Annotated in this window: 20 protein-coding genes and 4 pseudogenes; 20 read left to right on the top strand and 4 right to left on the bottom strand. The window is 45.1% G+C overall.

Annotation, left to right across the window (positions count from 1 at the left end):
- Window positions 1–23: 23 nt before the first annotated feature.
- Both QFZ81_RS04005 and QFZ81_RS04010 read left to right on the top strand, forming a co-directional pair.
- Window positions 24–653, top strand: coding sequence for a ThuA domain-containing protein (locus QFZ81_RS04005; RefSeq protein ID WP_307447855.1), 630 nt, complete (start codon window positions 24–26; stop codon window positions 651–653).
- Between the two features lie 20 nt (window positions 654–673).
- Window positions 674–1,768: a Gfo/Idh/MocA family protein gene (locus QFZ81_RS04010; protein ID WP_307447851.1), complete on the top strand. Its 1,095-nt coding sequence runs from the start codon at window positions 674–676 to the stop codon at window positions 1,766–1,768.
- Between the two features lie 6 nt (window positions 1,769–1,774).
- Here the strand turns inward: QFZ81_RS04010 and QFZ81_RS04015 are convergent, their stop codons facing one another.
- Window positions 1,775–1,906 carry a hypothetical protein gene (locus QFZ81_RS04015; protein WP_307447848.1) on the bottom strand — a complete coding sequence of 44 codons (132 nt, stop codon included), beginning with the start codon at window positions 1,904–1,906 and terminating at the stop codon, window positions 1,775–1,777.
- A 382-nt stretch (window positions 1,907–2,288) separates the two neighbouring features.
- Between QFZ81_RS04015 and QFZ81_RS04020 the strand changes: the two are divergent.
- Window positions 2,289–3,920 (top strand): annotated as a pseudogene (locus QFZ81_RS04020) (beta-galactosidase); the annotation flags it as partial.
- A gap of 213 nt (window positions 3,921–4,133) precedes the next feature.
- Here QFZ81_RS04020 and QFZ81_RS04025 read toward each other — a convergent pair.
- Both QFZ81_RS04025 and QFZ81_RS04030 read right to left on the bottom strand, forming a co-directional pair.
- Window positions 4,134–4,374 (bottom strand): annotated as a pseudogene (locus tag QFZ81_RS04025) (rhamnogalacturonan lyase family protein); the annotation flags it as partial.
- 617 nt (window positions 4,375–4,991) lie between these two features.
- Window positions 4,992–6,041, bottom strand: a complete 1,050-nt coding sequence (locus QFZ81_RS04030; RefSeq protein WP_307601520.1) for a LacI family DNA-binding transcriptional regulator — start codon at window positions 6,039–6,041, stop codon at window positions 4,992–4,994.
- A 327-nt stretch (window positions 6,042–6,368) separates the two neighbouring features.
- On the opposite strand from QFZ81_RS04030, the pseudogene QFZ81_RS04035 reads away from it, so the two are divergent.
- The 7 genes and pseudogenes from QFZ81_RS04035 to QFZ81_RS04065 all read left to right on the top strand — a co-directional run bounded on the left by QFZ81_RS04035 (window position 6,369) and on the right by QFZ81_RS04065 (window position 13,323).
- Window positions 6,369–7,803 (top strand): annotated as a pseudogene (locus QFZ81_RS04035) (L-fucose/L-arabinose isomerase family protein).
- 92 nt (window positions 7,804–7,895) lie between these two features.
- Window positions 7,896–8,741: a transketolase gene (locus QFZ81_RS04040; protein WP_307447839.1), complete on the top strand. Its 846-nt coding sequence runs from the start codon at window positions 7,896–7,898 to the stop codon at window positions 8,739–8,741.
- 1 nt (window position 8,742) lies between these two features.
- Window positions 8,743–9,678, top strand: coding sequence for a transketolase family protein (locus QFZ81_RS04045; protein ID WP_307601522.1), 936 nt, complete (start codon window positions 8,743–8,745; stop codon window positions 9,676–9,678).
- Window positions 9,679–9,689: 11 nt separating this feature from the next.
- The gene (gene glpK / locus QFZ81_RS04050; protein WP_307601524.1) at window positions 9,690–11,198 is read left to right on the top strand and encodes a glycerol kinase GlpK; all 1,509 of its coding nucleotides are present in this window, start codon (window positions 9,690–9,692) and stop codon (window positions 11,196–11,198) included.
- Between the two features lie 151 nt (window positions 11,199–11,349).
- Entirely contained in the window at window positions 11,350–12,168 is an 819-nt protein-coding gene (locus QFZ81_RS04055; protein WP_307601527.1) for a glycoside hydrolase family 3 protein, read from the top strand.
- Window positions 12,140–12,484 carry a hypothetical protein gene (locus tag QFZ81_RS04060; protein ID WP_307447824.1) on the top strand — a complete coding sequence of 115 codons (345 nt, stop codon included), beginning with the start codon at window positions 12,140–12,142 and terminating at the stop codon, window positions 12,482–12,484. Before QFZ81_RS04055 ends, QFZ81_RS04060 begins: the two co-directional genes overlap by 29 nt.
- Window positions 12,485–12,597: 113 nt before the next feature.
- On the top strand, window positions 12,598–13,323 hold the full coding sequence (locus tag QFZ81_RS04065; RefSeq protein ID WP_307601529.1) for an MtnX-like HAD-IB family phosphatase: 726 nt from the start codon (window positions 12,598–12,600) through the stop codon (window positions 13,321–13,323).
- Window positions 13,324–13,380: 57 nt separating this feature from the next.
- Here QFZ81_RS04065 and sspI read toward each other — a convergent pair whose 3' ends face one another.
- Window positions 13,381–13,584, bottom strand: coding sequence for a small acid-soluble spore protein SspI (gene sspI, locus QFZ81_RS04070; protein WP_057307674.1), 204 nt, complete (start codon window positions 13,582–13,584; stop codon window positions 13,381–13,383).
- A 158-nt stretch (window positions 13,585–13,742) separates the two neighbouring features.
- Between sspI and QFZ81_RS04075 the strand changes: the two genes are divergently transcribed.
- From QFZ81_RS04075 to QFZ81_RS04120, 10 genes and pseudogenes are all read left to right on the top strand, one after another.
- Window positions 13,743–14,402, top strand: a complete 660-nt coding sequence (locus QFZ81_RS04075; RefSeq protein WP_307601531.1) for a potassium channel family protein — start codon at window positions 13,743–13,745, stop codon at window positions 14,400–14,402.
- Between the two features lie 10 nt (window positions 14,403–14,412).
- The gene (locus tag QFZ81_RS04080; RefSeq protein WP_307601534.1) at window positions 14,413–15,228 is read left to right on the top strand and encodes a TrmH family RNA methyltransferase; all 816 of its coding nucleotides are present in this window, start codon (window positions 14,413–14,415) and stop codon (window positions 15,226–15,228) included.
- Window positions 15,229–16,255: 1,027 nt separating this feature from the next.
- Entirely contained in the window at window positions 16,256–17,575 is a 1,320-nt protein-coding gene (locus tag QFZ81_RS04085; protein WP_307447813.1) for an MFS transporter, read from the top strand.
- Between the two features lie 1,529 nt (window positions 17,576–19,104).
- A complete protein-coding gene (locus tag QFZ81_RS04090; RefSeq protein ID WP_307601536.1) occupies window positions 19,105–19,878 on the top strand; it encodes a pirin family protein in 774 nt (257 codons plus the stop codon).
- A gap of 12 nt (window positions 19,879–19,890) precedes the next feature.
- Window positions 19,891–20,376 (top strand): MarR family winged helix-turn-helix transcriptional regulator, encoded by a 486-nt coding sequence (locus tag QFZ81_RS04095; RefSeq protein WP_307601537.1) that lies wholly within the window; start codon window positions 19,891–19,893, stop codon window positions 20,374–20,376.
- Window positions 20,377–20,419: 43 nt separating this feature from the next.
- On the top strand, window positions 20,420–21,490 hold the full coding sequence (locus tag QFZ81_RS04100; RefSeq protein ID WP_307601539.1) for an LLM class flavin-dependent oxidoreductase: 1,071 nt from the start codon (window positions 20,420–20,422) through the stop codon (window positions 21,488–21,490).
- 53 nt (window positions 21,491–21,543) lie between these two features.
- Window positions 21,544–21,897, top strand: a complete 354-nt coding sequence (locus tag QFZ81_RS04105; protein ID WP_307601540.1) for a DoxX family protein — start codon at window positions 21,544–21,546, stop codon at window positions 21,895–21,897.
- Between the two features lie 921 nt (window positions 21,898–22,818).
- Window positions 22,819–23,303: pseudogene (gene ilvN, locus QFZ81_RS04110) on the top strand (acetolactate synthase small subunit).
- A gap of 166 nt (window positions 23,304–23,469) precedes the next feature.
- A complete protein-coding gene (locus QFZ81_RS04115; protein WP_307601543.1) occupies window positions 23,470–23,688 on the top strand; it encodes a hypothetical protein in 219 nt (72 codons plus the stop codon).
- Window positions 23,689–23,804: 116 nt separating this feature from the next.
- On the top strand, window positions 23,805–24,788 hold the full coding sequence (locus QFZ81_RS04120) for an SLAC1 anion channel family protein (protein WP_307601545.1): 984 nt from the start codon (window positions 23,805–23,807) through the stop codon (window positions 24,786–24,788).
- Window positions 24,789–24,988 lie beyond the last annotated feature (200 nt).

Raw genomic sequence — 24,988 nt, forward strand, 5'->3', positions numbered from 1 at the left:
AGTCTGGAGAGGGGCTTTGAGCAGTGAGTAAACAAGCATTGATTGTGTGGGGTGGCTGGGACGGTCATCAACCTGAAGAGGTGGCTGGAATTTTCGCAGGGTTATTGCGTGAGGAAGGCTTTGGCGTGGAAGTATCGGATACACTGGACAGCTTCAAAGATGCAGAGCGCTTGGCGGGCGTTGATCTTATCGTTCCAGTATGGACCATGGGTAAAATCGAAAGTGAGCAGTTGAATCCGTTAATCGCAGCGGTAAAAGAAGGCGGAACTGGCATCGCCGGTTGTCATGGCGGTATGGGAGATTCCTTCCGTAATGAAGTGGAATATCAATACATGGTTGGCGGTCAATGGGTAGCGCATCCCGGGAATGATGGCGTTACGTATACGGTTCGAATCAAGGATCGGGGGCATCTATTGACGGAGGGCATGGATGATTTTGTCGTTGTCTCTGAAAAGTATTACATGCATGTGGATCCGGCCATTCATGTACATGCGGTTACAGACTTTGGCGATGTGGAGATGCCGGTTGTTTGGACCAAAACATATGGAGCGGGCAAGGTGTATTATAACTCGTTAGGTCATCAAGCTAACATCGTTCGTATGCCAGAAACACTTGAATTAATGCGCCGCGGCTTGCTGTGGGCAACACGATAACGATTAGGGGGAAGTAAGAGATGAGCAAGAAGAAAGTTGGTATTATCGGTTGCGGGAATATTAGTGCTGCCTATATGAAAAATATTCCTAACTTTGTGCATTTGGAGCTGCTCGCGTGTGCCGATATCGATTTGGATAGAGCAAAGGCTCGGGCGGAGGAATTTAGTATTCCTCATGCGTATACGGTTCAAGAGCTATTGAATGATCCGAATATTGATATTGTGATCAATTTGACGATTCCAGCAGCACATGCCGAAGTCTGTATTCAAGTGTTGGAAGCGGGCAAACACGTATATGTGGAGAAGCCGCTCGCTGTAACCCGTGAAGAAGGTATGCAGATCCTAGAAGTTGCGCGCCGCAAGGGATTACTAGTTGGCAGTGCGCCGGATACGTTCCTCGGTGGAGGGATTCAAACGTGTGTGAAGCTGATTAATGACGGCTGGATTGGCACGCCGATCGCGGCAACCGCATTTATGATGAGCAAAGGACATGAGCACTGGCATCCGGATCCTGAGTTTTACTATGCAAAGGGTGGCGGCCCTATGTTCGATATGGGTCCATACTACTTAACAGCGCTTGTGGCTTTGCTTGGTCCTATTCGCCGAGTAACAGGGTCCGCTGGAGTAAGTTTCCCGGAGCGCACAATTTCTAGTGAGAAGAAACGTGGGCAAAAAATTACAGTAGATACCCCAACGCATATTGCTGGTGTGCTGGATTTCCATAGTGGTGCGATTGCTACGCTTGTAACAAGCTTTGATATTATGGGTGGCACTCAGCTTCCGAACATTGAAATCTACGGCAGTCAAGGTTCTTTACGCGTTCCGGATCCGAATACATTCGGCGGTCAGGTGCTTATTCGCAAAGGCGGTTCAGATTGGGAGCCGATCCCTCTGTCGCACGGCTACAAAGAAAACCACCGCGGTTTAGGTGTTGCAGCGATGGCAGAGGCCCTGATAAGCGGCCAAAGTGATGCACACCGTGCGAATGGTGAGCTGGCGTACCACGTGCTCGAGGCGATGCATGGCTTCCACGATGCGTCCGACTCAGGGAAGCATTACGTGATGCAAAGCAGCTGTGAAAAACCAGCTCCGCTTTCACCTGATTCTGTGCTATAAAAAGTTTTAGATGCGGGCTGTTCCTATGTCATATTTGGAAAATTCAGCTTCTACTTTATAAATTTTGCAGTCTGCAGCTATTCCATTGGAATTAATCCAGTGGAAATAGGGGGTTGGCGCTCTAAACGTCAATTTCATTGGAGTTACTCCAATAGAAGCACGAATTTTGAAGCCTGAAGATCAATTGCATTGGAAAAATCCAATGGAAGTATGAACTTCGTTTTGAATACCGATTCGAATGTGCCAGAAGGTCAATGACCTTAAGGGGCTGTCCCAAGTAGATTTCTACATGTGGAACAGCCCTTTTTTTGTGTTGACAAGGAGGTAAAAGTTTTGGGATATGAGAATAAGCCAATATGGAGGCAACTTGTTTGAGGGGTAGGTCGGGCTACGCAATGAGCGCAAAGCGCCTCATCCGATTATCGGAGAGGCGCTTAAGTCTGTTGCACACAAACGCTACCTTGCTGGTTACATTAGAACATCAATTGAGAGGCAGATCGGGCTGCGCAATGAGGACCTTCGCTTAATCGGGCATGTCCAAAATCACCCTGCGATTATCGGTTATCAGGTAGATAATGAGACCAAGCATTATCATACGGCAGGTGCCAACGTTCAATTTATGTTCGTGAAATATATGAAAGACAAGTTCGGAACCCTAGAACGTCTCAATCAGGAATTTGGGCTGGATTACTGGAGCAACCGAATTAACAGTTGGGAGGACTTTCCTTCCGTCGTCGGTACGATCAACGGCAGTCTGGGGGCAGAATTCGCCCGATTCCAGAGGAAGCTCGTCACCGATTTTCTGGCTTGGCAGGTGTCAATCGTTAATGAATATAAACGACCAAGTCAGTTTGTCACGCATAACTTTGATTTCGAGTGGAGAGGTTACTCCTTCGATGTTCAACCGGATGTAGACCATTTTGCTGCGTCGGCGTCTTTGGATATCGCCGGAGTCGACATCTATCATCCTTCCCAAGATGAACTGACAGGAACCGAAATTTCGTTTGGCGGAGACGTTACCCGTGCTCTAAAAGGAACCAATTATTTCGTGTTGGAAACGCAGGCGCAAGCTTTTCCTAACTGGACTCCTTACCCGGGACAATTAAGGCTTCAAGCATTCAGCCATCTGGCCTCCGGGGCTAACATGGTCTCTTATTGGCATTGGCATTCGATACACAATTCAGCCGAAACCTACTGGAAGGGCTTGCTAAGCCACGATTTGGAGTCGAATCCCGTTTATGAAGAAGCCAAGACGATCGGCAGCGATTTTAATCGATTGTCGCCGCATCTTGTGAATCTGCAGAAATCGAATCGAGTCGCAATGCTGGTCACTAACGAGTCCTTGACGGCGATGGAATGGTTCCCTCTGCCCGGTCGTAAAGTCAACTATAACGATATAGTTCGGCTTATGTACGATGCGTTGTATAAAATGAATATCGGTTGTGATATCGTTCATCCGGACAGCGGAAATCTGGACAACTATGATCTGATTCTTGTTCCGGCCTTATATGCAGCGTCAGATGAACTGCTGGAGCGGTTGAACGCTTTCGTCAGAAATGGCGGGCATGTTGTCTATACGTTTAAAAGCGGCTTTACCAATGAACATGTCAAAGTCCGCACCACACATCAACCCGGCGCTATCGATGAAGCTTGCGGTATCCGCTATAGCCTATTTGTGGAGCCGAAATCCGTTTCGTTCAAGGGTGACCCTTTTGAAGTTAGACCCGCGGACAACACAGTGAACACATGGATGGAACTGCTTACTCCTACGACGGCAGAAGTAGTGGCTTCTTATGACCATCCTCATTGGGGAGCGTATGCGGCCATTACCAAGAACCGCCATGGGAAAGGCACTACGACTTATGTTGGCTGTCTGCCGAGCGCTGCCGTGATGAGCAAGGTGCTGGAAATGACGGTCAAGGATGCCGGACTATGGGGGATGGATCAAGATATTCAGTATCCTCTTATTGTGAAATCGGGCGTTAATGACCAAGGGAAGACCGTTCGTTACTATTTCAATTACTCCGATCGTACGGAGACTTTGAAGTATCCGCATGCGGAGGGGAAAGAATTGTTGAGCGGGCAGGCAGTGAAGCAAGGGGCGGTCAGGGAGCTGACTCGCTGGGGAATTGCGATTATCGAAGAAGCGTAACTGTTGAGGTTATACAAAGAAGACTGCCTAGGGGCAGTCTTTTTTGTTGCGCTTGGCAGCGGTTTACGGAGCTAACAGACGCCATTTTTTTGCGCAGTGCTGCCGGTAGCGGCCCAGATTTGTACGTTGTTCAATTTGCCGTCCCACTCCCGGCAACGTCCAGCACCTTCCCGCTGTTAGGATTATAAACTTGATATTGTCCCGCGATCGAAGCAACCTTAGGGCAGTACTGTCTTCCGTCCTCCAGATAACTTCCTCACGCCAATCGCCGATTAAATCGGCCTGCAAGCTTGGAGTTCCTTTCGTGATGTTGTTGGAATACGTCCCGGTGGCGGTTAGCAGCGTAGTTAAGCTTTTGTTCTTGTAGTCCCATTTATAAATTTTGCCGGCTCCTTCTAAAATGCTGCTGGAATTACGTTTGATCGAGGACCTCGCGCAGCAGGTCGCCATCCCAGTTAGCTAAAAATTGCAGATGAGTAACTGAGAAGGCTGAAAAGGCCTTCTCAGAAGTCAGAATGGGGAGAAACAGCCGCGAGACGTCTGAAAAAGACGGCTCAGTTGCTGAAAGTAGCTAAAAGTTGCAGATGAGTAACTGAGAAGGCGGAAAAGGCCTTCTCAGAAGCTTGAATGGGGAGAAACAGCCGTGAGACGTCTGAAAAAGACGGCTCAGTTGCTGAAAGTAGCTAAAAGTTGCAGATGAGTAGCTGAGAAGATGGAAAAGGCCTTCTCAGAAGCTTAAATGGGGAGAAACAGCCGAGAGACGTCTGAAATAGACGGCTCAGTTGCTGGAGAGTAGCTAAAATTGCAGATGAGTAACTGAGAAGGCGGAAAAGGCCTTCTCAGAAGCCTGAATGGGGAGAAACAGCCGTGAGACGTCTGAAAAAGACGGCTCAGTTGCTGGAGAGTAGCTAAAATTGCAGATTAGTAACTGAGATGATGAAAAGGTCTTCTAAGTAACCTTTATGGCATATGGGTTATTCCGCAGAAATAAGACCCTCAGAAGCTACTAATTCAACTAAAAGTGGTTAAAGGCTTGCGTTTGAAAAGCCGATCTGGATGGCACCTTTTGACCTAGTCTATCGATACAAGATTCGCTCGCGAGGATAGTCTCTCGATGAAATGTGTATCAACCTTGATCTTGGTGCCAGCACTCTGTTCTAACTCAATCGATTCAATAAGCAGATCCACAGCGAGATATGCCATTCTCTGCTTTTCCACATGGACGGTCGTTAATTCTGGCGAGACAATAACCGCTTCGGAGATATTGTCAAAACCGATTACGGACACGTCATCAGGTATTCGGTATCCTAGCTCGTGAAGTGTCTTCATTGCGCTGATGGCGATATAATCGCATTCACAAAATAAAGCGGTCGGCAAACGATGACCTTCCTTCAGGAACGCTAGCAACTGAGCTTTGAGCGAATCTTGGGAGGATAGGATGGTAGGCGCTACGGAAAATCTGTGGGTACTTAGAATCTCCCTGCCATGTTCTTGAATGGCTGAGGTAAAGCCACGCTTTCTCTCCTCGAAATTATGAATTCTCACATTCGATTCAATATAGCCAATATCGGTATGCCCTATCTCACAGAGATGAGTGCCGGCTTGATAAGCGCCCATAAAATTGTTAATTTCTACAAAATGAATCGGCAGGGTATCAAAGCAGGTGTCCAAAACAACGAGTTGCGATTGAAGTTTATTGGCAATATCTGCGATTTGCTCCCTATTTAGGTTCGTTCCTAAAAGGACGACGCCATTGCTTTTCTTTTCCTCTGCAACGACCCGAATATCCCTCTCCAAAAACTCCATATCGATGGAGGAAAAAAGTAAGGAATAGCCCTTCGTACGGCATCGTTCCTCTATGAATTGGATAAGTTCCCTAAAGAATGGTTGTTGGTAAAACTGCTCTAGTACGATTCCAGAGTTTGAAATGACTAAAAAGGTAAGTGATTTAGCTGTATGGTCAATGGATGGGGATTTTGCTCTAGGGAGGTATCCGCTTTCCTGTGCGATTTGCAGGATGCGTTCACGTGTTTCTGGACTAATTCCAGGTTTTCCACTGAAAGCAAAGGATACGGCTGATTTTGAAACACCTGCTAATTTCGCAATATCTTCCATCTTCATTATCGGAATTTCCTCTTTTCATGTTAACTAATTCGTTAAGTAAGTTTAGTTTACAACGATTGATAAATATATACAAGTTGAATCTAATTTGTTTAGTTAAGTTTAGCTATTATAGAACTAAATTTTATTTAAAATAGCTAAAATAAGTCGTTGACACCTGAAATTTAGGGTGATAGGATGATTTTGTAAAGGGAGTTAAGTAAAAAGTTTATATCGTTAACTACTAAATTATTATTTCTGTTTAGTTGATTAATTGAATTCTTCCTTATTGTGTTTAGTTTGTTTATTCATCCATTTATCATTTGAATTTTAGAGGAGAGACATGACATGAAGAAATTTAAACTGGGTTACGCCCCTACCCGTCGTTTTGTATTTAGCGCTGAAGATGCTTTCAAGTACAAGATTCAAATACGGGAGAAAATCGAGAGCTTCGGTTTGGACATCGACATTGTGGACTTGGAGGGACTGAATTCCGAGGGGCTGCTTTATGATGATCATATCAATGCGGATGCGATTATTGAACGCTTCAAAGAGGAAAAGGTGGATGCTGTCTTTTTTCCGCATTGTAACTTTGGTACCGAGGATACCGTAGCTAGGGTTGGTAAAGCGCTTGGAAAGCCTGTGTTGTTATGGGGACCTCGTGATGAATCACCTCTTGAGGACGGTATGCGTTTGCGGGATACCCAATGTGGGCTATTCGCCACAGGTAAAGTGCTGCGCCGTTTTAATGTGCCTTTTACGTATGTGACTAACAGTCGGGTGAATGATCCGGTATTTGAACGTGGATTTACCAATTTCATTGCCGCTGCGAATGTGGTTCGTCAAATGCGCAACCTGCGTATTTTGCAGATTGGACCTCGGCCAGCTTCTTTCTTGACGATGATGTGCAACGAAGGGGAGCTGCTGGAGCAGTTCGGTATCGAAATTCATCCCATTACGCTAATCGATATTCAGCGGACATCGAAACAGATTGAAAAGGGAAGCAGCGCTGAGCTGAATGAAGCCATTGCCTACATCAAAGAAAAGCTTGATTACAGCGAGGTTACCGAGGAAGACGTGAAACGTATAGCAGCCCTGAAGGTAGCTATGAAACAATACGCAACCAAAACTGGCAGTACAGCGATCGCCATCCAGTGCTGGTCTTCCCTTCAAGATGCTATGGGAATTATGCCTTGCTTGGCCAATGCGATTCTAACGGATGAGCAGATTCCGGTAACCTGCGAAACCGACATTCACGGAGCGATTACCTCTATCATGGTGCAGGCTGCTTCGATGAATCAAGCTCCGACGTTTCTTCGCCGACTTGACGGTCCGTCATCCTGAGAATCCGAATGGAGAGCTGCTCTTTCACTGTGGCAATTTCCCTGTCTCTCTCTCGGTTGAGGATAAGCCGAAGCTGCGTAAGCACTTCTTGTTCGATGATCATGCGCCAGGCACACATGAAGGAGAAATCAAAGGCGGTGGAATGACGCTGGCCCGCTTTGACGGCGACCATGGGGAATATCAATTGTTTTTAGGGCGAGCACACGGTATCAAGGGTCCTTATACACGCGGTTCCTATGTTTGGGTGGAAGTAAATGACTGGCCGTTATGGGAAGAAAAGTTGGTGAAAGGGCCTTACGTTCATCATGCAGTTGGGATTCATGCTAACGTGATTCCTGCACTTTATGAAGCATGCCAATATATACCAGGTTTATCCCCGGATCCAGTGGATCCGACTGTACAAGAAATTCAGGCGTGGCTGCGCGGCGCTGATGTGTAAACCATGCTTTCGAAGCCAGTTTTCTGGCGAAAAACTCAGCTTATGCTTACGAAGTAAGTTTTTGTTAAAACAAAAACTCTAAGGAGGGCCCTATGAACCACTCAGAACTGAAAGCAAAAGCCATCCAGATCCGAATGGATCTGCTAAAGATGATACACGGAGCCAAGACAGGACATACTGGCGGCTCCCTGAGCAATACGGATATTTTGACGGCCTTATATTATAAAATTATGAATATCGATCAACAGAATCCGAAATGGACCGAACGGGACCGCTTCATCGCCAGCAAGGGCCACTCCGTGGAATCACTTTGGTGCATCCTCGCTGACCTAGGCTTTTTCCCGAAAGAGGAACTGGGGACATTCAGTCAATTCGGTACACGTTTGATCGGCCATCCTAACAATAAGGTGCCTGGGATAGAAATGAACACTGGTGCTCTTGGGCATGGGCTTGCCATTTCGGTAGGCATGGCGCTAGCGGCTAAACGAGATGGTAAGAGTTATCGGGTATTCTGTCTCATGGGTGATGGCGAGCAGGCCGAAGGCTCTGTTTGGGAAGCGGCTATGGCCGGTCCCCATTTCAAACTTGACAATCTCGTAGGTATTATTGACCGAAATCGCCTGCAAATCAGCGGCGGCACGGAAGAAGTCATGGGGCTTGAGCCACTTGAAGAGAAATGGGCAGCATTCGGTTGGAACGTTGTTTCCATTGACGGAAACGATATGGATTCACTGGTTGAGGCTTTCGGGGCGGTGCCAACTGTACCTGGAAAACCTACCTTGGTCATGGCCAATACGGTGAAAGGCAAAGGCGTTTCCTTTGCCGAAAATAATCCTGCATGGCACCATCACGTACCGAACGATACACAGCTTTCGCAAGCATTGGCAGAACTCTCCGCGTCGCTTGAGCTATTGAGTCAAGAAGGGCAGGTGCGCTAACATGAATACGATCCCTAACCGTCAGGTTATTTGCGAAACACTATTGAAATTGGCTGAAACCGATCCGGATATTATGGTTCTCACCAGCGATTCCCGAGGTTCCGCGGCTATGGCGCCTTTCGCCAATGCGTTTCCTAATCAATTCGTTGAGGTCGGCATTGCCGAGCAAAATATTGTTGGCATCTCCGCCGGTCTAGCCCATAGCGGGAAGAAGCCTTTTGTCACTTCGCCGGCTTGTTTCCTAAGTATGCGCAGCATTGAGCAGATCAAAGTAGACGTAGCTTATTCTGGAACCAACGTGAAGCTTGTAGGCATAAGTGGCGGGATCAGCTATGGCGCACTTGGTATGTCACATCATTCTGTTCAGGATATAGCTGTAGCACGAGCAATTCCGGGGCTTGCGGTAGTATTGCCTGCCGATCGTCACGAAACGAAGAGAATGACAATGGCTTTAGTTAAGCACCGAGGCGGCGTTTATGTTCGTATTGGAAGAAACGCTGTAGAGGATGTCTACGAATCCGATGACTATGAATTCGTCATTGGCAAAGCGGTGACGCTGCGTGATGGCACGGACCTGACGATCATTGCTACTGGGGAAACGGTTCGGGTAGCTCTCGATACAGAGAAAGCTCTCCAAGAGGTTGGCGTATCCTGCCGCGTCATTAATATGCACACGATTAAGCCGTTAGACGAAGAAGCGATTATTCGGGCTGCCGGGGAAACGGGGCATATCATTACGGTAGAAGAGCACAGTATCTTCGGCGGACTCGGCGCAGCAGTTGCGGAAGTAGTCGTCCAACATCAACCCGTTCCGATGCGTATTATCGGCATTCCGGATGAACCGGCCATCGCGGGCAAAAGCTCAGAAGTATTCAAACATTACGGGATCCACACAGATAATCTTAAGCGTGTAGCGCTTGAGATACTTGGCAAGTAGGTGGGCAGCCCATGATTGAAACCTATATCCTAGCCATAGACCAAAGTACATCGGGTACGAAGGCCTTGATCGTAGATCGTTCCGGAAGTATCATCGCCCGAAGTACAGCCGAACATAAGCAGAGTTATCCGCAACCTGGCTGGGTCGAGCACGACCCCCTTGAGATTTATAACAATTTGAAAAAAACAGCTCATCATGCCATGGAATTGGCCGGTATTGACGCCGATCAGTTAGCCGGACTGACCATCACCAATCAGCGAGAAACAGCCGTTGTTTGGGATCGAACATCAGGATTGCCCGTCTATCCTGCTATCGTTTGGCAGTGTCAGCGGACAGCGGATCGATGCGCTGCATATAAAGCTGCCAACATGGAAGATATCGTTCGCGCCAAGACGGGTCTGCTCCTCGACCCCTACTTTTCTGCAACTAAGTGGGGATGGATATTGGAGCATGCAGAAGGCGCTGGGGAGAAGCTTGAACAAGGGGAGCTTCTGGCCGGGACTATAGATAGTTGGCTCCTGTGGAAGCTAACGGGAGGCAGCGTTCATGCCACTGATTTTACGAATGCTAGCCGAACGTCATTATTCAATATTCATACACTGGAGTGGGACAAAGAATTATGTGAATGGTTCCAGATTCCGACCGCTTTACTGCCGGAGGTTAAATCCTCTAATGAAATTTTCGGCTATACACAGGATCCAGAGTTATTCTCAGCAAAGATTCCTATCTCTGGCATTATAGGTGACTCTCAAGCCGCTTTATTTGGGAATCAATGTTTTGATACCGGTATGGCTAAAGCGACATACGGTACCGGCACCTCTGTACTCATGAACACTGGCGAGAAGCATGATCAGCCTGGAAATGGGTTGGTGACTACAATTGCATGGGGGATGAGCGGCAGGATCACTTATGCGCTTGAGGCCATCATCCGCACCTCCGGCGATACGATCAAATGGGTTCGCGACCAATTGGGTCTCTTTAGCAGTTTTGAGGAGATGGAGGAATTGATTGCTCAAGCTCCGAATAACGAAGGTGTATATGTCGTTCCGGCCTTCGTTGGATTAGGCGCTCCTTACTGGGATCCCTATGCCCGGGCGGCTATTATGGGGATGAGCCGGGGAAGTGGAAGGTCGCACATCATCCGTGCAGCGCTAGAGAGCATTGCCTACCAAGTAAATGATGCGGTAGCGTTGATGCAATCTGAATCCGGCATCCGGTTGAAAGAACTGCGGGCAGATGGAGGCGCTTCCGATAATACCACTCTTATGCAGTTTCAAGCAGACATGCTGGAACGTAGAGTCATCAAATCGGAGGTTGTCGAGCTTTCTGCGATGGGTTCTGTTTATTTGGGAGGGCTAGGGGTCGGTTTTTGGTTATCGCTTGATGAGCTTAAGAACCGGGGCCAAGCTTATTCCGTCTATGAGTCAAAGATGCAGGAAAACATACGTGAACAGCATATCGCCGGATGGAATCGTGCGGTAGCTTCGGTACTATACACAAACAAGAAGACGGAGGCCTAGAAAATGACGTTAAATGAAAATTCAAAATTAGGTCAAATTTGGGAGAATCCAGCAGGCCGAGCCGTAATTTTGAAATATTTACCTCATCTTCCATGTGTTTGGTTTTTCCCCACATGCAACGAAGCAGCATCAGGCATCTATAATCCGTGACTTGCAAAAGCGCAGTAAAGTACCGCTGCTGGTTTCAGGCGATCTTGAAAATGGTGGACAAGGCGGGGCAGCCGATGGAACGAATTTGGCTTCAAATATGCAGTTGGCTGCCGCAAACGAACCAGACCTTGCAACAGCCTTTGGAGCAGCAATAGAAGTTGAGGGTAACGAAATGGGGTTCAACTGGGTGTACGGTCCGGTCATTGACATCAATTACAACTATCAAAATCCCATCGTCAACATCCGATCATTCGGCGATACGCCAGATATCGTGGAACAGACTGCGCTGCCCGTTATGAATGCTATTCAGAAGAACAACCGGATGGCTGCCTGCGTGAAGCACTGGCCTGGTGACGGCATGGATGACCGAGATCAGCATAAGATGCTGACGAATAATACGTTAACGATGAAAGAGTGGCGTGAGACCTATGGCCGTGTATATAAATCGGCGATCGAGAAAGGGATCAAGACAGTCATGAGCGCTCACATCACGCTGCCAAGCTATTATGAAGAATTGGGAATCACGGATGTAAGAACTAAACATACACCGGGATCCTTATCGTACGAATTGAACACGAAGCTTCTGCGGGAAGAGCTCGGGTTTAACGGACTTATCGTTTCCGATGCTACATCGATGATTGGCATGACGAGCTTTGGCCGACGTAAAGATATCATTCCGCAATGTATTGCGTCGGGCGTTGACATGTTCCTGTTTACGAATGATATGCATGAAGATTTTCAGGCTATGCTTCAGGGCGTCCATGACGGCGTGCTTACGGAGGAGCGGCTGAATGAGGCGGTCACAAGAATATTGGCTTGAAGAGGGTAACGAAATAGATGCGGTTATTTTTCTTGTTCAGAAATCGCCAGGATTCATGCAAAATTCCATGCGTCTCTCTCCCCAGGAGACAGGAGGTCTCTTCAAATGGTACCCTACTCAGGTGCCAACCGTCTTTATCTCGCTGGGAAATCCGTATACACTTTATGAACTCCCGTCTATGCCTACGATGATAAATGCATATAACGCTACTTTGGCGGTACAGAAGGAAATTATTAGATGTTTGGTTGGCAAGCAACCGTTTCGAGGAGAGTCTCCAATTGATGCTTTTTGCGGTCTTGAGTGGGCTAAATTATAAGGTGAAAGTAGAATAGTTAGAGTAGAACCTGTCCCTTTGGGCAGGTTTTTTAGGTTATTCTATAGAAAATTAAGATTATCGGATTCTGAGTTTAAAAGGGGGGACAAGCTGCCATGCAAAAAATTGCTGTCGTGACGGACTTTGACGGAACATTGATGGAACAGGATGTTGGCGATGTATTGATGGAAGGATTAGATGTGCTAAATGAACCGCAGGTTACCCTTGCATCCCGACTTTTTCGAGAGAAAAAGGTTGGTTCTTTGGCTTGGATTGAAGCTGCATACCCCTTGCTTGCAGGTCGGCAGGAGCAGGTTGATAGGCTGATTGAGAGTGTCTATTTGCGGGATGGCGCGCGGGATTTTATTGATTTTTGCCAGCAGAAAGATGTGCCCATTACGGTTTTAAGTGATGGGATGCTTTATTATATTGAGCGAATTTTAGGTCGTCTGAAGGTGAAAGTGGACCGTGTTATCGGGAATCCGATTACTTATTTGGCAGATGGTGAATTTCAGTTCGGGGTCCAGAATACGAATTCAGCATGCAAATGGTGTGGGTGCTGCAAGGCAAGTGTTGTTAAGCAGCTTAAAGAGGAAGGATGGCTTGTCATTTACATTGGTGATGGCAGCAGTGACTATTATGGTTCCGGCTTTGCTGATTGGATTTTTGCGCGAGCGAGTCTTGCTAAGTATTTGAAAGAGGAAGGAACAGCCTATTATCCATTTGAGACGTTTCATGATATTTTAACCATAGTAAGACCAGCTTGGGATTCGTATCTGAGTGGCACTGCGCTTCGCCGTCTTCAAGGGAGATTCCCTGCTGCCTGTAAGTTCCCAGAATAGGATAAAACCAGCTAAGGGATGCACAGGCGACCCCCTAGCCAGCTAGATGTTGTAGAGTCATTCGAGATGTTCTTTGAGTGTTTCTACGAGTTGGTTTTGAATATTCGCTTCACTATGCTGCCATATGATTTCGAAAAGCACACCAAGTCCGGGCAAAACCCGTTCTTCTCCGCCGATGGAATCCTCAATAACTTCCTGAAGCTCATTATTCGATTTATTCTGGACTCGCTGGACGATGGCCTGTCTTAAGGTGATGTTCATTCGTGGACCTCGCTTCCATTTCGTTATCGTTATTAATATGCGCAAGTTTCAAGCCGTTCATCCTTCGACACTTCACCACCTTTCTATGCATAGTGAGATGCGGGTCATGAGTATGTTATAATTATAATCATCTTAGGAATTTGGAGGACACGCCAACAGTGAGAAAGCAATTTGCGATTATTGGGATGGGAAGATTCGGGTCTAGCGTCGCTAAGACATTGTCACAATTAGGGTTTGAGGTCCTCGCTATTGATCATCGTGAAGAGACAGTTCAAGAGGTTTCAGCTTTCGTCACGCATGCCGTTCAAGCAGATTCTACGGATGAAGAAGCGCTGCGAGCTCTAGGTATTCGTAATTTTGACGTTGTGGTTGTGGCTATTGGTGAGGATATTCAAGCGAGTATTTTGACTACATTAATCCTCAAAGAAATGGGCATACCTACGACAGTAGTGAAAGCTGTCAATGATCTGCATGGAAAAGTGTTAAAGAAAATTGGCGCAGACAAAGTCGTTTATCCGGAAAGAGATATGGGACAGCGTGTGGCGCATCATCTGATCTCATCTAATATTATCGATTACATAGAGCTTTCTGCCGATTACAGTATCGTTGAGATTAAAGTATCTACACAAATGATTGGTAAAAGCCTCAAACAGCTGGATATCCGGGCTAAATATGGCTGTAATGTTATTGCGATCAAACAAAATGAACAGCTGATCATTCCGCCAAGTGCGGAAGAGCCTCTTAGAATGGACGATATTCTAGTTATTGTAGGAAAAAATTCAAATCTTCAAACTTTTGAAGTGACTTTTGCAGAGTAGGTAAAAATAAATGACAAGTATACATACGGAAATTATGTCTGTTCAAAATGCCAGAGTCAAAGAATGGGTGCAGCTTTTAGAACGCCGGGGCAGGGACAAACAAGGGAAATATATCATTGAGGGTTATCATCTGGTCGAGGAAGCATTGCGTGCGGGAGCGCCGGTAGAGACCATTATGTATAGCTTGGAAAAAGGGGTTCCTGCTGGATTAGCTGAGCAGGCCACTCCATCTGTGGAATGGGTTGGCGTCAGCCAGGCTGTGCTGGAAAAATGCTCAGATACGCAGACGCCGCAGGGGGTTTTGGCCGTTGTGGCTCGGCCGCAGCTTGGTATGGACGAGCTGCTCGCCGGCGAGCATGATCTTGTGGTTGTCCTGGACGGCATTCAGGACCCAGGCAACCTTGGCACGATCATCCGCAGCGCGGATGCCGTCGGGGCCAAGGCTGTTGTGCTCGGCCGTGGCACGGTCGATCTGTACAATCCCAAGACGATCCGCTCGACGATGGGATCGATGTATCATCTGCCGATTGTGGAGGCAGATCTGCTTGAGCTGCTGCCGCGTGCGCGTGAGCGCGGCGTGCGGCTTGTAACCACGAGCCTGCAGGCGCAGCGCTCGTGCTACGACACGGACCTGCGGCAGCCGACGTGGCTGATCCTCGGCAACGAAGCCAAGGGCGTGTCGCCGGAGGTTGCTGCACAGTCGGATGTGCAGGTGATTATACCGATGCAGGGCAAAGCGGAATCGCTGAACGTCGCGATGGCCGCGACGGTGTTGTTGTTTGAGGCTTCGCGGCAGCGGTTGACTCCACAGCAAATAAACTCATAATATGTGATTTATAATTCAGTTTGTCACCGTTTGTAATTTATTTGATAGATTTGGAACGTAGATTTGTCACAACTAAGTCATTCCCGATGTGGCTCAAAGCCTTGATACATCGGGATTTTTTATAAGCATCAGTAGAGAAAATCTTTAATAGCATAAAAATAGTTGAAATGAAAATTACTTAGAAAATTGGCCTCGAAAATCTCTGTAATAAACGTTGTCATAATTCGTTTCGATTTGGAGGTTTTTTTTGAATGTCATTGGGGATAGAGTCCGAAAAAAGCAAGCCTTCCGTAGAAACTGTCGTTTCCATTCATTTGAAATTCGGATGTTCACTTGAATGATTGTTAAATGGAACTGAGAGTCAAAATAAATCAGTATATGATAAATCCAATTTGGGACTCAATGATTTAGAAAAACAGTTAATTAGTGCTCTAGAGAACTGGATGCGGAACCAAGATGTTTGATTAATTGATTATCAAGAAGGATAAAGGGAAACCAGATTTGAAGCCATGCCGGCTAGATTTTTATTTAGTACAAACAAGCCCCTATCATATTAAACGTATATATTTTTTAATAAACAGTAGATATAAAACTAAAATGAAGCCCTTAAAGTAATTCACTTTAAGGGTTTTTAGTTGTTAATGGGTATTAAGGTAATTTCATTATGTTTCTTCCAATCTGGTACAACAGCATAGAAAAAGGCTGCTAATCGAGTCAAGCCTTTCGCTCAACTACCGGGCAGTTTAATTGTGAATTAACAAAGTAAGCGAATTGCGTTTCAGGATCGAACTATAACATCTTAGGTTGACTATCATACATCTTGGATGTAAAGCGCTTCCAAGTGATTAAAACCTTGTTATAATGAGCTCATTAGGAGAGTTTTTTAATTGGTTGCGCTTCCATTTATGAATCATATGTCTGACAAGCGTTCTATTTAAATTAGGAAACATGACTTTTTTACAATTTGAGCAACATAATTCATAAGGCACCTGATCTAACACCGATAATTCAGGAGGAGAATGTAACTATGACTCATTCCATTGAGCGCGCAAAGACACGAAGCATCACAAGCAACATCTTCAAAGGCTCGGTTGGAAATCTGATAGAATGGTACGACTGGTACGTCTATACTGCTTTCGCAGTGTATTTCTCGTCCCAGTTCTTCCCCAAGGGAGATCCGACTAGCCAACTGCTAAACACAGCTGCGATCTTCGCCGTCGGCTTTTTAATGCGCCCGATAGGGAGCCTGCTGCTAGGCCGCTACGCTGATCGTAATGGCCGGCGTGCGGCGCTGACTCTTTCTATCTCCGTCATGGCCGGTGGTTCCCTGATCATTGCCTGCACCCCGAGTTATGGTACCATTGGCATGCTGGCTCCTATTATTCTGGTTCTTGCTCGTCTGCTCCAAGGGTTGTCGCTAGGTGGAGAGTATGGAACCTCGGCAACGTACTTGTCCGAGATGGCCAGCAGTGGCCGCCGAGGCTTCTACTCGAGCTTCCAGTACGTCACACTTATTGCCGGACAGCTGGTGGCACTGGGGGTGCAGATCATCCTCCAGCAAATACTCAGTGAACCTGATATGAAGTCTTGGGGCTGGCGTATTCCCTTCGTTATCGGAGCATTGGGAGCTTTGGCCGTATTATGGCTGCGCCGCACGATGGATGAATCGGAGCAGTTTTCAAAAATGAGTTCTGAAAGCCGGGCTAGCGCTGGAACGGTTCGGGCTTTGATGAAGCACCCTAAGGCGGTGCTGACAGTAATTGGACTAACACTCGGCGGAACCGTCGCCTTCTATACCTACACGACGTATTTACAGAAGTACATGGTAAATACTGTGGGGCTCCAAAAGGAGGTTGTCAGTTGGATCAACTTTATTGCCCTGCTGGTATTCGTCGTACTTCAGCCGCTTGCTGGCATGTTATCCGACCGGATTGGACGGCGCCCGTTATTGCTCTGTTTCGGAATCTTTGGAACATTGTTGACAGTGCCACTGTTCCTGATCCTGGAGGATACGAAGAACCCTATCGGTGCTTTTTTGCTCATGCTGGTGGGTCTCATTATTGTCACAGGATATACTTCCATCAATGCAATCGTGAAAGCCGAACTCTTCCCGACAGAAGTCCGTGCTCTTGGCGTGGGTTTTCCCTACGGGCTCACCGTCGCGGTATTCGGTGGGACTGCGGAGTTCATTGCATTATGGTTCAAGAGCATTGGAGCTGAGTCGCTTTTCTACTTTTACGTAGCTGCTTGCATTGCCATTAGTTTTTTTGTCTACTGGCGTATGGGGGAGTCTTCAAAAGTCTCCCAAATCGAAGCAGAACTCGACGCTAATAAAAAGAAGGATTAATATTGATATTTGAACTAGAGGGAAATGTGGAGGAGGCGGTCATAATTTGACAGTAAACCAAATTGTTCATATTTGAACATTTACATGGCGTTTCAAGATACCTTCGATTTTTTTGTGGATTTTAAATACCATGGCTATTGGTATTTTACAAAAGTTATTGATTGGTAGGCTTTGCCAGCCCATGGTGCACTGATTCCTCCCGTTAATATGATATTTTTAAATTGGTATCCTTTTAAAAAGTCCATTGAGAAAACAAATATTTTACTTGATCTATTAGGACATATGTACAGTAATTTATGAGTCCATTACATTGCTACCTGAACCTTGGGGATACTTTCACTACGGGTGGTGGAAATGTTGGCATTCAGTAGTTATTAATCCTCTCCTTATGATAATCTTATTAGGGTATTATAAATGGATATGTAGGATAGAAAAAATCTTATAAAAATAATATAAACCATCTTGTTGAGTGGGATTAAGCTAAACGAAGAACGATAGTTAAACATCTGAAGGGCTGCCGCATGGCAGCCCTTCAGTCCGCTATGGGTAGAATAGCGTGGTAATGAAACAAAAGATATATTTAATAGTTGCGAATAGTAACGGTAATAACTTAACCGAAAAGATTGTACCAAATCGAGCTAGTTGATGAATGCTCGGTGATTATAGGTTAACCATGACAAGGCTGCCATCTCGAATGGTAGCCTTGCTTTGTTGAGAGGAAGTAAGGCTCACCATAGGAATGATGATGTTTTGTCTCCAAGTGACTACTAAAGGTGATGGGACTGAAAAGGTTGAATTAGGACAGCGCAATGCGGAAAAGCTGGGAATCAGAGGGGTGCCTTACTTTGTCATCAACGAGAAGGTCAGCCTATCTGGTTTACAATCTCCTAATGAACTTATTAGAGTGTTTGAAAATACTTAAAAAAGAAAGCAGATATTTTTTGTAAATAATTTACCTTTTGATAGGTAGGGGATTTTATAGCTATTGAGCTGACTCTCAAGGTGGACAGCGAAATTCTTAAAGCTTGATACATAATACAATTAAAATGAAAGGAGCTGCCGAGTCAGCTCCTTTCAGTGCATCAGCATTCTGGGGTCTGTTTTCAATCAAGAGTGTACAATTGTAGCATCGATAGGGTTACCCTGTGATGCAGCCATTGGAAATACTCCAAAGCTACATGAGGGAATATCGATGTGAAAATTAATATTGTGGAATAAAAGCTCTCCCAATAGGGTGGCAGCCCATTCATGGCTGCTGCCCTGTTTGCATGTTTATAACTTGCGAGCAAACAGCTGAAGGACCCCTTGTTGTAGGGAAATTTGGTTTGCGTTCTCTTCGCAGATGTTCCTACTTTTTACAGGTTGACAGATACAAACTCTAGAAATAGAATAACTAATATTAGGATATTTAACTATAGGAATAATATTAATAAGATATCTTTTCTGTTGACCCGCTTGCTGCGGTTGGCGGAATCTGCGGTTTTTGTCCATTTGATTTGGAGCAAACCTTTAAGAAAAGGAGTTTTCAAATGAATATTCAAATATTAGAACCTGAATATCAAGCTAAAGAAGAATTCGACCGCGGCAAAATACAAGCTCAGAAACCTCTAGGTTTCTCGGGGCAAGGGGCTGCTACGGTCAGGCTTGGTCCTCTTTTTTACTGGTCTTGGGCGCATGCTGCGGCAAAAGGAGGGATCGGGCTTCATCCTCACCAGGGGTTTGAGATTATTTCATATGGTATTGCCGGTCAAGGCTTTCACAAAGATACACTCGGCACCGAAAGCATTCTTGGACAGGGTGATATTCAACTTATGCAAGCAGGCTCGGGTATTCAACACGCGGAAAGCGTCGAAGCGGGTTACGAGGGTTTTCAAATTTGGCTTGAGCCTTACTTGAATGAAGCGGTAAGACGACAACCGACCTATTCGCTGTTCAAGCACGAGAAGTTTCCTCAGACACGCCAGGATGGGGTAAACGTAAAGACGATATTGGGCGAAGGCTCGCCCGTCCTTCACCTGGTAACAGATGCGCGGATGTACGACGTCGAGATTCAGCCAGGAGCGTCATTTGCCCATAGGCTATTGCCAAACCGGATACTTGCAGGATTGTCGATTAGAGGTACAGGTGGTTCCATCTTGGTATCCGGCCAAGAACCAACCTCATTCAAGAATAAAGACTTTGCGATCGTTCAATCTGAACAAGAAGGAGAAATCATCATACGCGCTTCAGGAGAAAAGCTTCGAATGTTTCTAATTGAAGTTCCTACTGAGGTTGAATATCCTTTGTATGATAAGGCCAGATAAGGGGGATGGAGAATGACTGAACGCGATGCTGAGGGTAAGGAACTTGATTTAAAACTAATACGCGTAATAAGAAACATGGTGAAAGAGTTGTACGGGAGCTTAGAACGAGACATTGACAGCTATGGCCTCAGTGGGGAGACCTTTCAAATTTTGGAGTTTCTTTATAATAAAGGACAACAGCCCATCCAGAAAATAAGCGACACCTTCTCGATTCCAAGCGGGAGTATCACCTACGTGATCGATAAGCTTGAGAAGAAGGGGTTCGTGGAACGACTCCCCATCCCGGGTGATCGACGAAAAGCGAATGTGACATTGACTGCTGAAGGGCGAAGCTACTTTGATAATATCTTCCCAAGGCATGTTCAAACGATCTCCGATAATTTATCCTTCGCAACGGACGGGGAGAAGCTCGAACTTATTCACGTGCTGAAGAAAATTGGGTATGGTATCAAGAATCGTGAAGGCAATACCAATAATGATGGATCAGATTCTTTTTGAAAGAAGGATTTTACTTAAATTTTGTATGTAGGGGGATTTGAAAATGGAAATAGGTGTAGATACATTTGTCGAAACAACTCCGGATGTTAAAACGGGCAAGACAATAAGTCATGCGGAGCGGTTGCGTGAGGTTGTGGAAGAAATCGTCCTTGCCGATCAGGTTGGGTTGGATATATTTGGGGTCGGTGAGCATCATCGTAAGGAATTTGCGGATTCCGCTACTGCCGTTGTGCTGGCTGCAGCGGCGTCCATGACCCAAAGGATACGCTTAACCAGTTCGGTTACCGTGCTCTCAGCTGTTGATCCAGTACGTTTGTTTCAGCAATTTGCCACGCTCGATGGTATTTCAAATGGTCGTGCTGAGATTATCGCGGGTCGAGGCTCTATGGTCGATGCGTTTCCATTGTTTGGTTATGATTTAAAAGACTATGATGAGCTTTACGCGGAAAAATTGGAACTATTATTAAAATTAAGGGACTCGGAGAAGATATCCTGGAAAGGAAAGCATCGATCTGCCCTTACGAATCTGGGTGTGTATCCGCGTCCAGTTCAGAACCCTTTACCCGTGTGGCTTGGCAGTGGGGGTAGTGCGCAATCGGTAATACGAGCAGGGGAACTGGGACTGCCTCTTGTTTTGGCGATCATTGGCGGGAGCCCCTTGCAATTTGCTCCGCTCGTGCCGCTCTATAAGAACGCTGCTACTCGTGCAGGACATGATGCATCGAAATTAAAGATAGCCGTACACTCACTCGGGTTCGTTGCGGAGAGTACCTCGCTTGCGGCCGAAAAGTATTTCCCTCCCACTCAGGCAGTGTTTAATTCAATGAGTAAAGAGCGTGGTTGGGGACATTATAGCCGTTCACAATTCGATGCCTCATGCAGCCCAGAAGGCGCATTCTACGTAGGCGATCCCGAAACGGTGGCCAACAAAATTATTTATATGCAAAAACATTTAGGCTTCTCACGATTTTTCCTACATTTACCTGCCGGCAGCATGCCACATGAGGATGTTATGAAATCCATTGAACTATTGGGTAAGGAAGTCGCACCGCGAGTTCGGGAAGAGGTCGCAAGATGGGAAGCCGACAATGAGGGACGCGTAGAAAATCTATAACAAGGATATCTAACGCTTAGGATAAAAAAATTAAGAAATAAGGAGAGATAGTAATGAATATTTTATCAATTATTCTTCAAGTTATTTTAGGATTAGGTTTTTTAATGTTTGGGTTTATGAAGTTCGGATCGAAACAAATGGTGGAAGGATTTAAGAATTATGGTTATCCGGGATGGTTTAGAGTATTCACAGGAATGGTAGAAGTCATTTCAGGGGTTTTGGTTATTGCAGGTATTTGGAATGGGACATTGGCCGCTTGGGGTAGTTTAATAATTGTTATAACGATGATCGGGGCTATTTTTACTCATTTTAAAATTAAAGATAATGTAAAACAAATGATGATGCCAATATTTTTATTAATTTTAGGATTAGTAGTGTTACTGATAAACTTTGGAACTCTACTCTAATAAACCATTAGGACCATTGGAATAAAAAAGATCATCTACAAACTGTCCAATGAATGATTCGGAATAATTTTTAGAATAGGCTGGCCTGAAACGTAAAAATTCGGGTCGGCCTCTTTATGGAAGGGAAAATAGTATATGTTTCTACGATTACTATATGTAACATTTAGAAGAAGCATACACGCGGAAATCTGCGCATCCAATCAAGAGGAGTGAAATCCAATGAAAATCACATTACAAACCGGTTTGTACGTCCAAGAGCTAGGAATAAAGTCGAAAATTATATTTTGCACTGCGTATGATGATCAGTACGCCATTGAAGCATGTCGAATAGAACATATCCCCATTTTTTCTGACGCACGATAAAAGCTTTCCACCACCATCACTGCAATGAACGTCTAGAAAAATCTCCCTTCTAACAAGTCAATCATAATTCTGACATCCCCTTTGTTATCTAGTTTTGATATACCAGGTATCGAGTCTTTTCATAACCAAAATAGATCACTTATGATAACCTAGTCTAAAAGGTAATCAAGATACTTTTAAATATTTCAAATAATTCCATGCGATGAAGAGAATAAAGCACAAGGGCTCTTAAGTCCAGAGAGCAAAGGATTTGGTGGAAGCTTTGCCTTAAACCCTTGTACGGTCATCTCGGAGCTTTTGAGTGAAAACTAGATTGAACCTTAAATCTGGTAATAGGTCAAAGAGTTTACTTTGACTTCATGAGGCTGGAAGTCATAAGATTTCCTGTGAATCTGGGTGGTACCACGAAATGATCCTTTCGTCCCTAATCGCTGTATAACATTGCGGTTAGGGGTGGAAGGATTTTTATATTTTGGAAAATTGGAGGAAAAAACCATGATTAAGATTGAGTGACAACACTCGAAGCATGAATGGCTTACTAAGCTAATGAAGAGCGATATGATAACAGGATCGGAGGCGCTTATCAGAAGCTTGCTAATTGAAGGTGTCGATACTGTTTTTGGGATTCCAGGAGGAAGTGGTTTCAACATTGACAGTATAACTGTAGGCCAGTCAGAAGAACCTGGATTGTCCCGTATGGTTATTGTGACATCTGTGTTGAATTAACCGATTATCCGCTGGTTAACCGCGAGCTATCACTTATCAAAGTAAGTGCTGTGTCCAAAGTGAAACCGGTTATTTTAAGTATTGTTGAACCCTTTCGTGCTTCTATAGTCGATATGGGATTAGAAAGTTTGATAATTCAAGTTATTGGCGATCAAGATAAAATTAATTCATTAATTGAGCTGCTGAGACCCTATGGCATCTTGGAACTAACCCGTACAGGTTTGACGGCTATGTCTCGTGGAGAGGTCGTAGGTGATAGTCTTATCTATAGGAATAATAGAAACAACGATATTGATCACTTTTCGGGACAAGTTTAAAATTAGGAAATCGTTGCAGAAGGGGGGAAGCTTGAAGATTTGGTATCTATCGAATATGGAGCTTGCTTTAGGTGTAGTGGTAGCTGTTAGATGTGGGAGATTAATTGGTTTGGGGTAGAACAGTACATCCAGCCATTGGATAATACGAAAGAAAGGATGGAAGTAGATGAACCATACTACGCTTCAATTTGACATCGATTTTGAAAATGCTATTTTTTTTGGTTATTATGTGATGGTTGTAACTGATGAGAAAGCCTCAGGTGGGGGATTAATAGAAAGTTATGACGAAAAGTACGTTTGGATAAACGGCAGGCAACATTTACGTACACAATCATCGTTCATTCATTTGCCTCCACCTGAAGTGCATATGATTTTTCCTAATTAGACCAAACGATTGGCTTTGATCAAATCGCAAGTTCTTTAATTTGATATTAAAAATAAAGTGTTAACCAAATAATTAGTTAATTGGATAATAAAATAAAAAGAAATTGGTGACTTTCTATGCAAACAATAGCTGCCGTACAGAAACAAAGAAGGATCGGTTCCGTGCAATTCTTGCCAGTTAATTTATTCGCGTCAGTTATGGGTATTTCAGGTTTGTCTTTGGCTTGGCGACAAGCGAGCAAGCTATTTGGTACTTCCCCCGTCATCGCTGATATTATTGGAATCGTTGCGGTTCTTATGTTTATCGCGTTAAGCATAGGTTATATTTCAAAATGGGTTCTATACCCTCAGAAAGTGGTAGGCGAATTTACGCATCCTATCATAGGGAACTTTTTCGGTACAATCACGATTGCGATTCTATTGCTTTCTTCCGTGCTAGGTACCTACAGTCAAGTAATAGGCCAAACTGTTTGGATCATCGGTACGGCAACCACTTTAGTGCTTAGTTTTGTCTTCGTTTCACGATTGTTAAAGGGGAATCAAGAACCAGGAAATGCGGTTCCTGCATGGCTTATTCCTGTGGTGGCTACACTCGACGTGGGCGTCGCCGGCGGAACGATGCCGTTTCCTTGGGCGCATGAAATCAATCTGTTGTGCTTAGCGATCGGCGGAATTATTGCTTTAGTTTTGTTCATCATGATCGCATCCAGATTGATCCATCATGCTCCAATGCCAGCTGGATTAACGCCTTCCATACTCATCATGATTGCACCGTTTGAGGTTGGTTTTCTTAGCTATACGAACTTCATGCAACAAATTGATCAGTTCGCATCTATCTTGTTTTACTTTGGCTTGTTTTTATTCACCGTCCTGTTCTTTAAAGTCTTCAAAAAGTCTGTACCCTTCGGCGCTTCTTGGTGGGGTGTAAGCTTTCCGATGGCTGCGCTTAGCAATGCTGCTTTGAAGTATGCGATGTTCGTGAATTCTTGGCTGTTAATCGCCATCGCCGCAGTCATTCTGGCATTGCTTAGTATCGTTCTGATCGTTTTGTTTATTCGAACGCTGAACATTCTGTTCAATGGCAAATTGCTTAGAGGATAATTCAAGTTTCAAATAAAGGCGTAGGTAATCGTGCACAGTGCACAGATTAGTTCGTCATGAGTCCCTTTTCGAAATATCGGAAAGGGACTGATTACAACACGAGAAGAATCAATCGGACAAATAGCAATTTAACTCCAAAACCTTATCGTGATAGTGAGGTTTTCGCATGTATTGTCCTCCTGTCAGTAACAAATAATAAC

Source organism: Paenibacillus sp. V4I9, assembly GCF_030817295.1.
GTDB lineage: Bacteria > Bacillota > Bacilli > Paenibacillales > NBRC-103111 > Paenibacillus_E.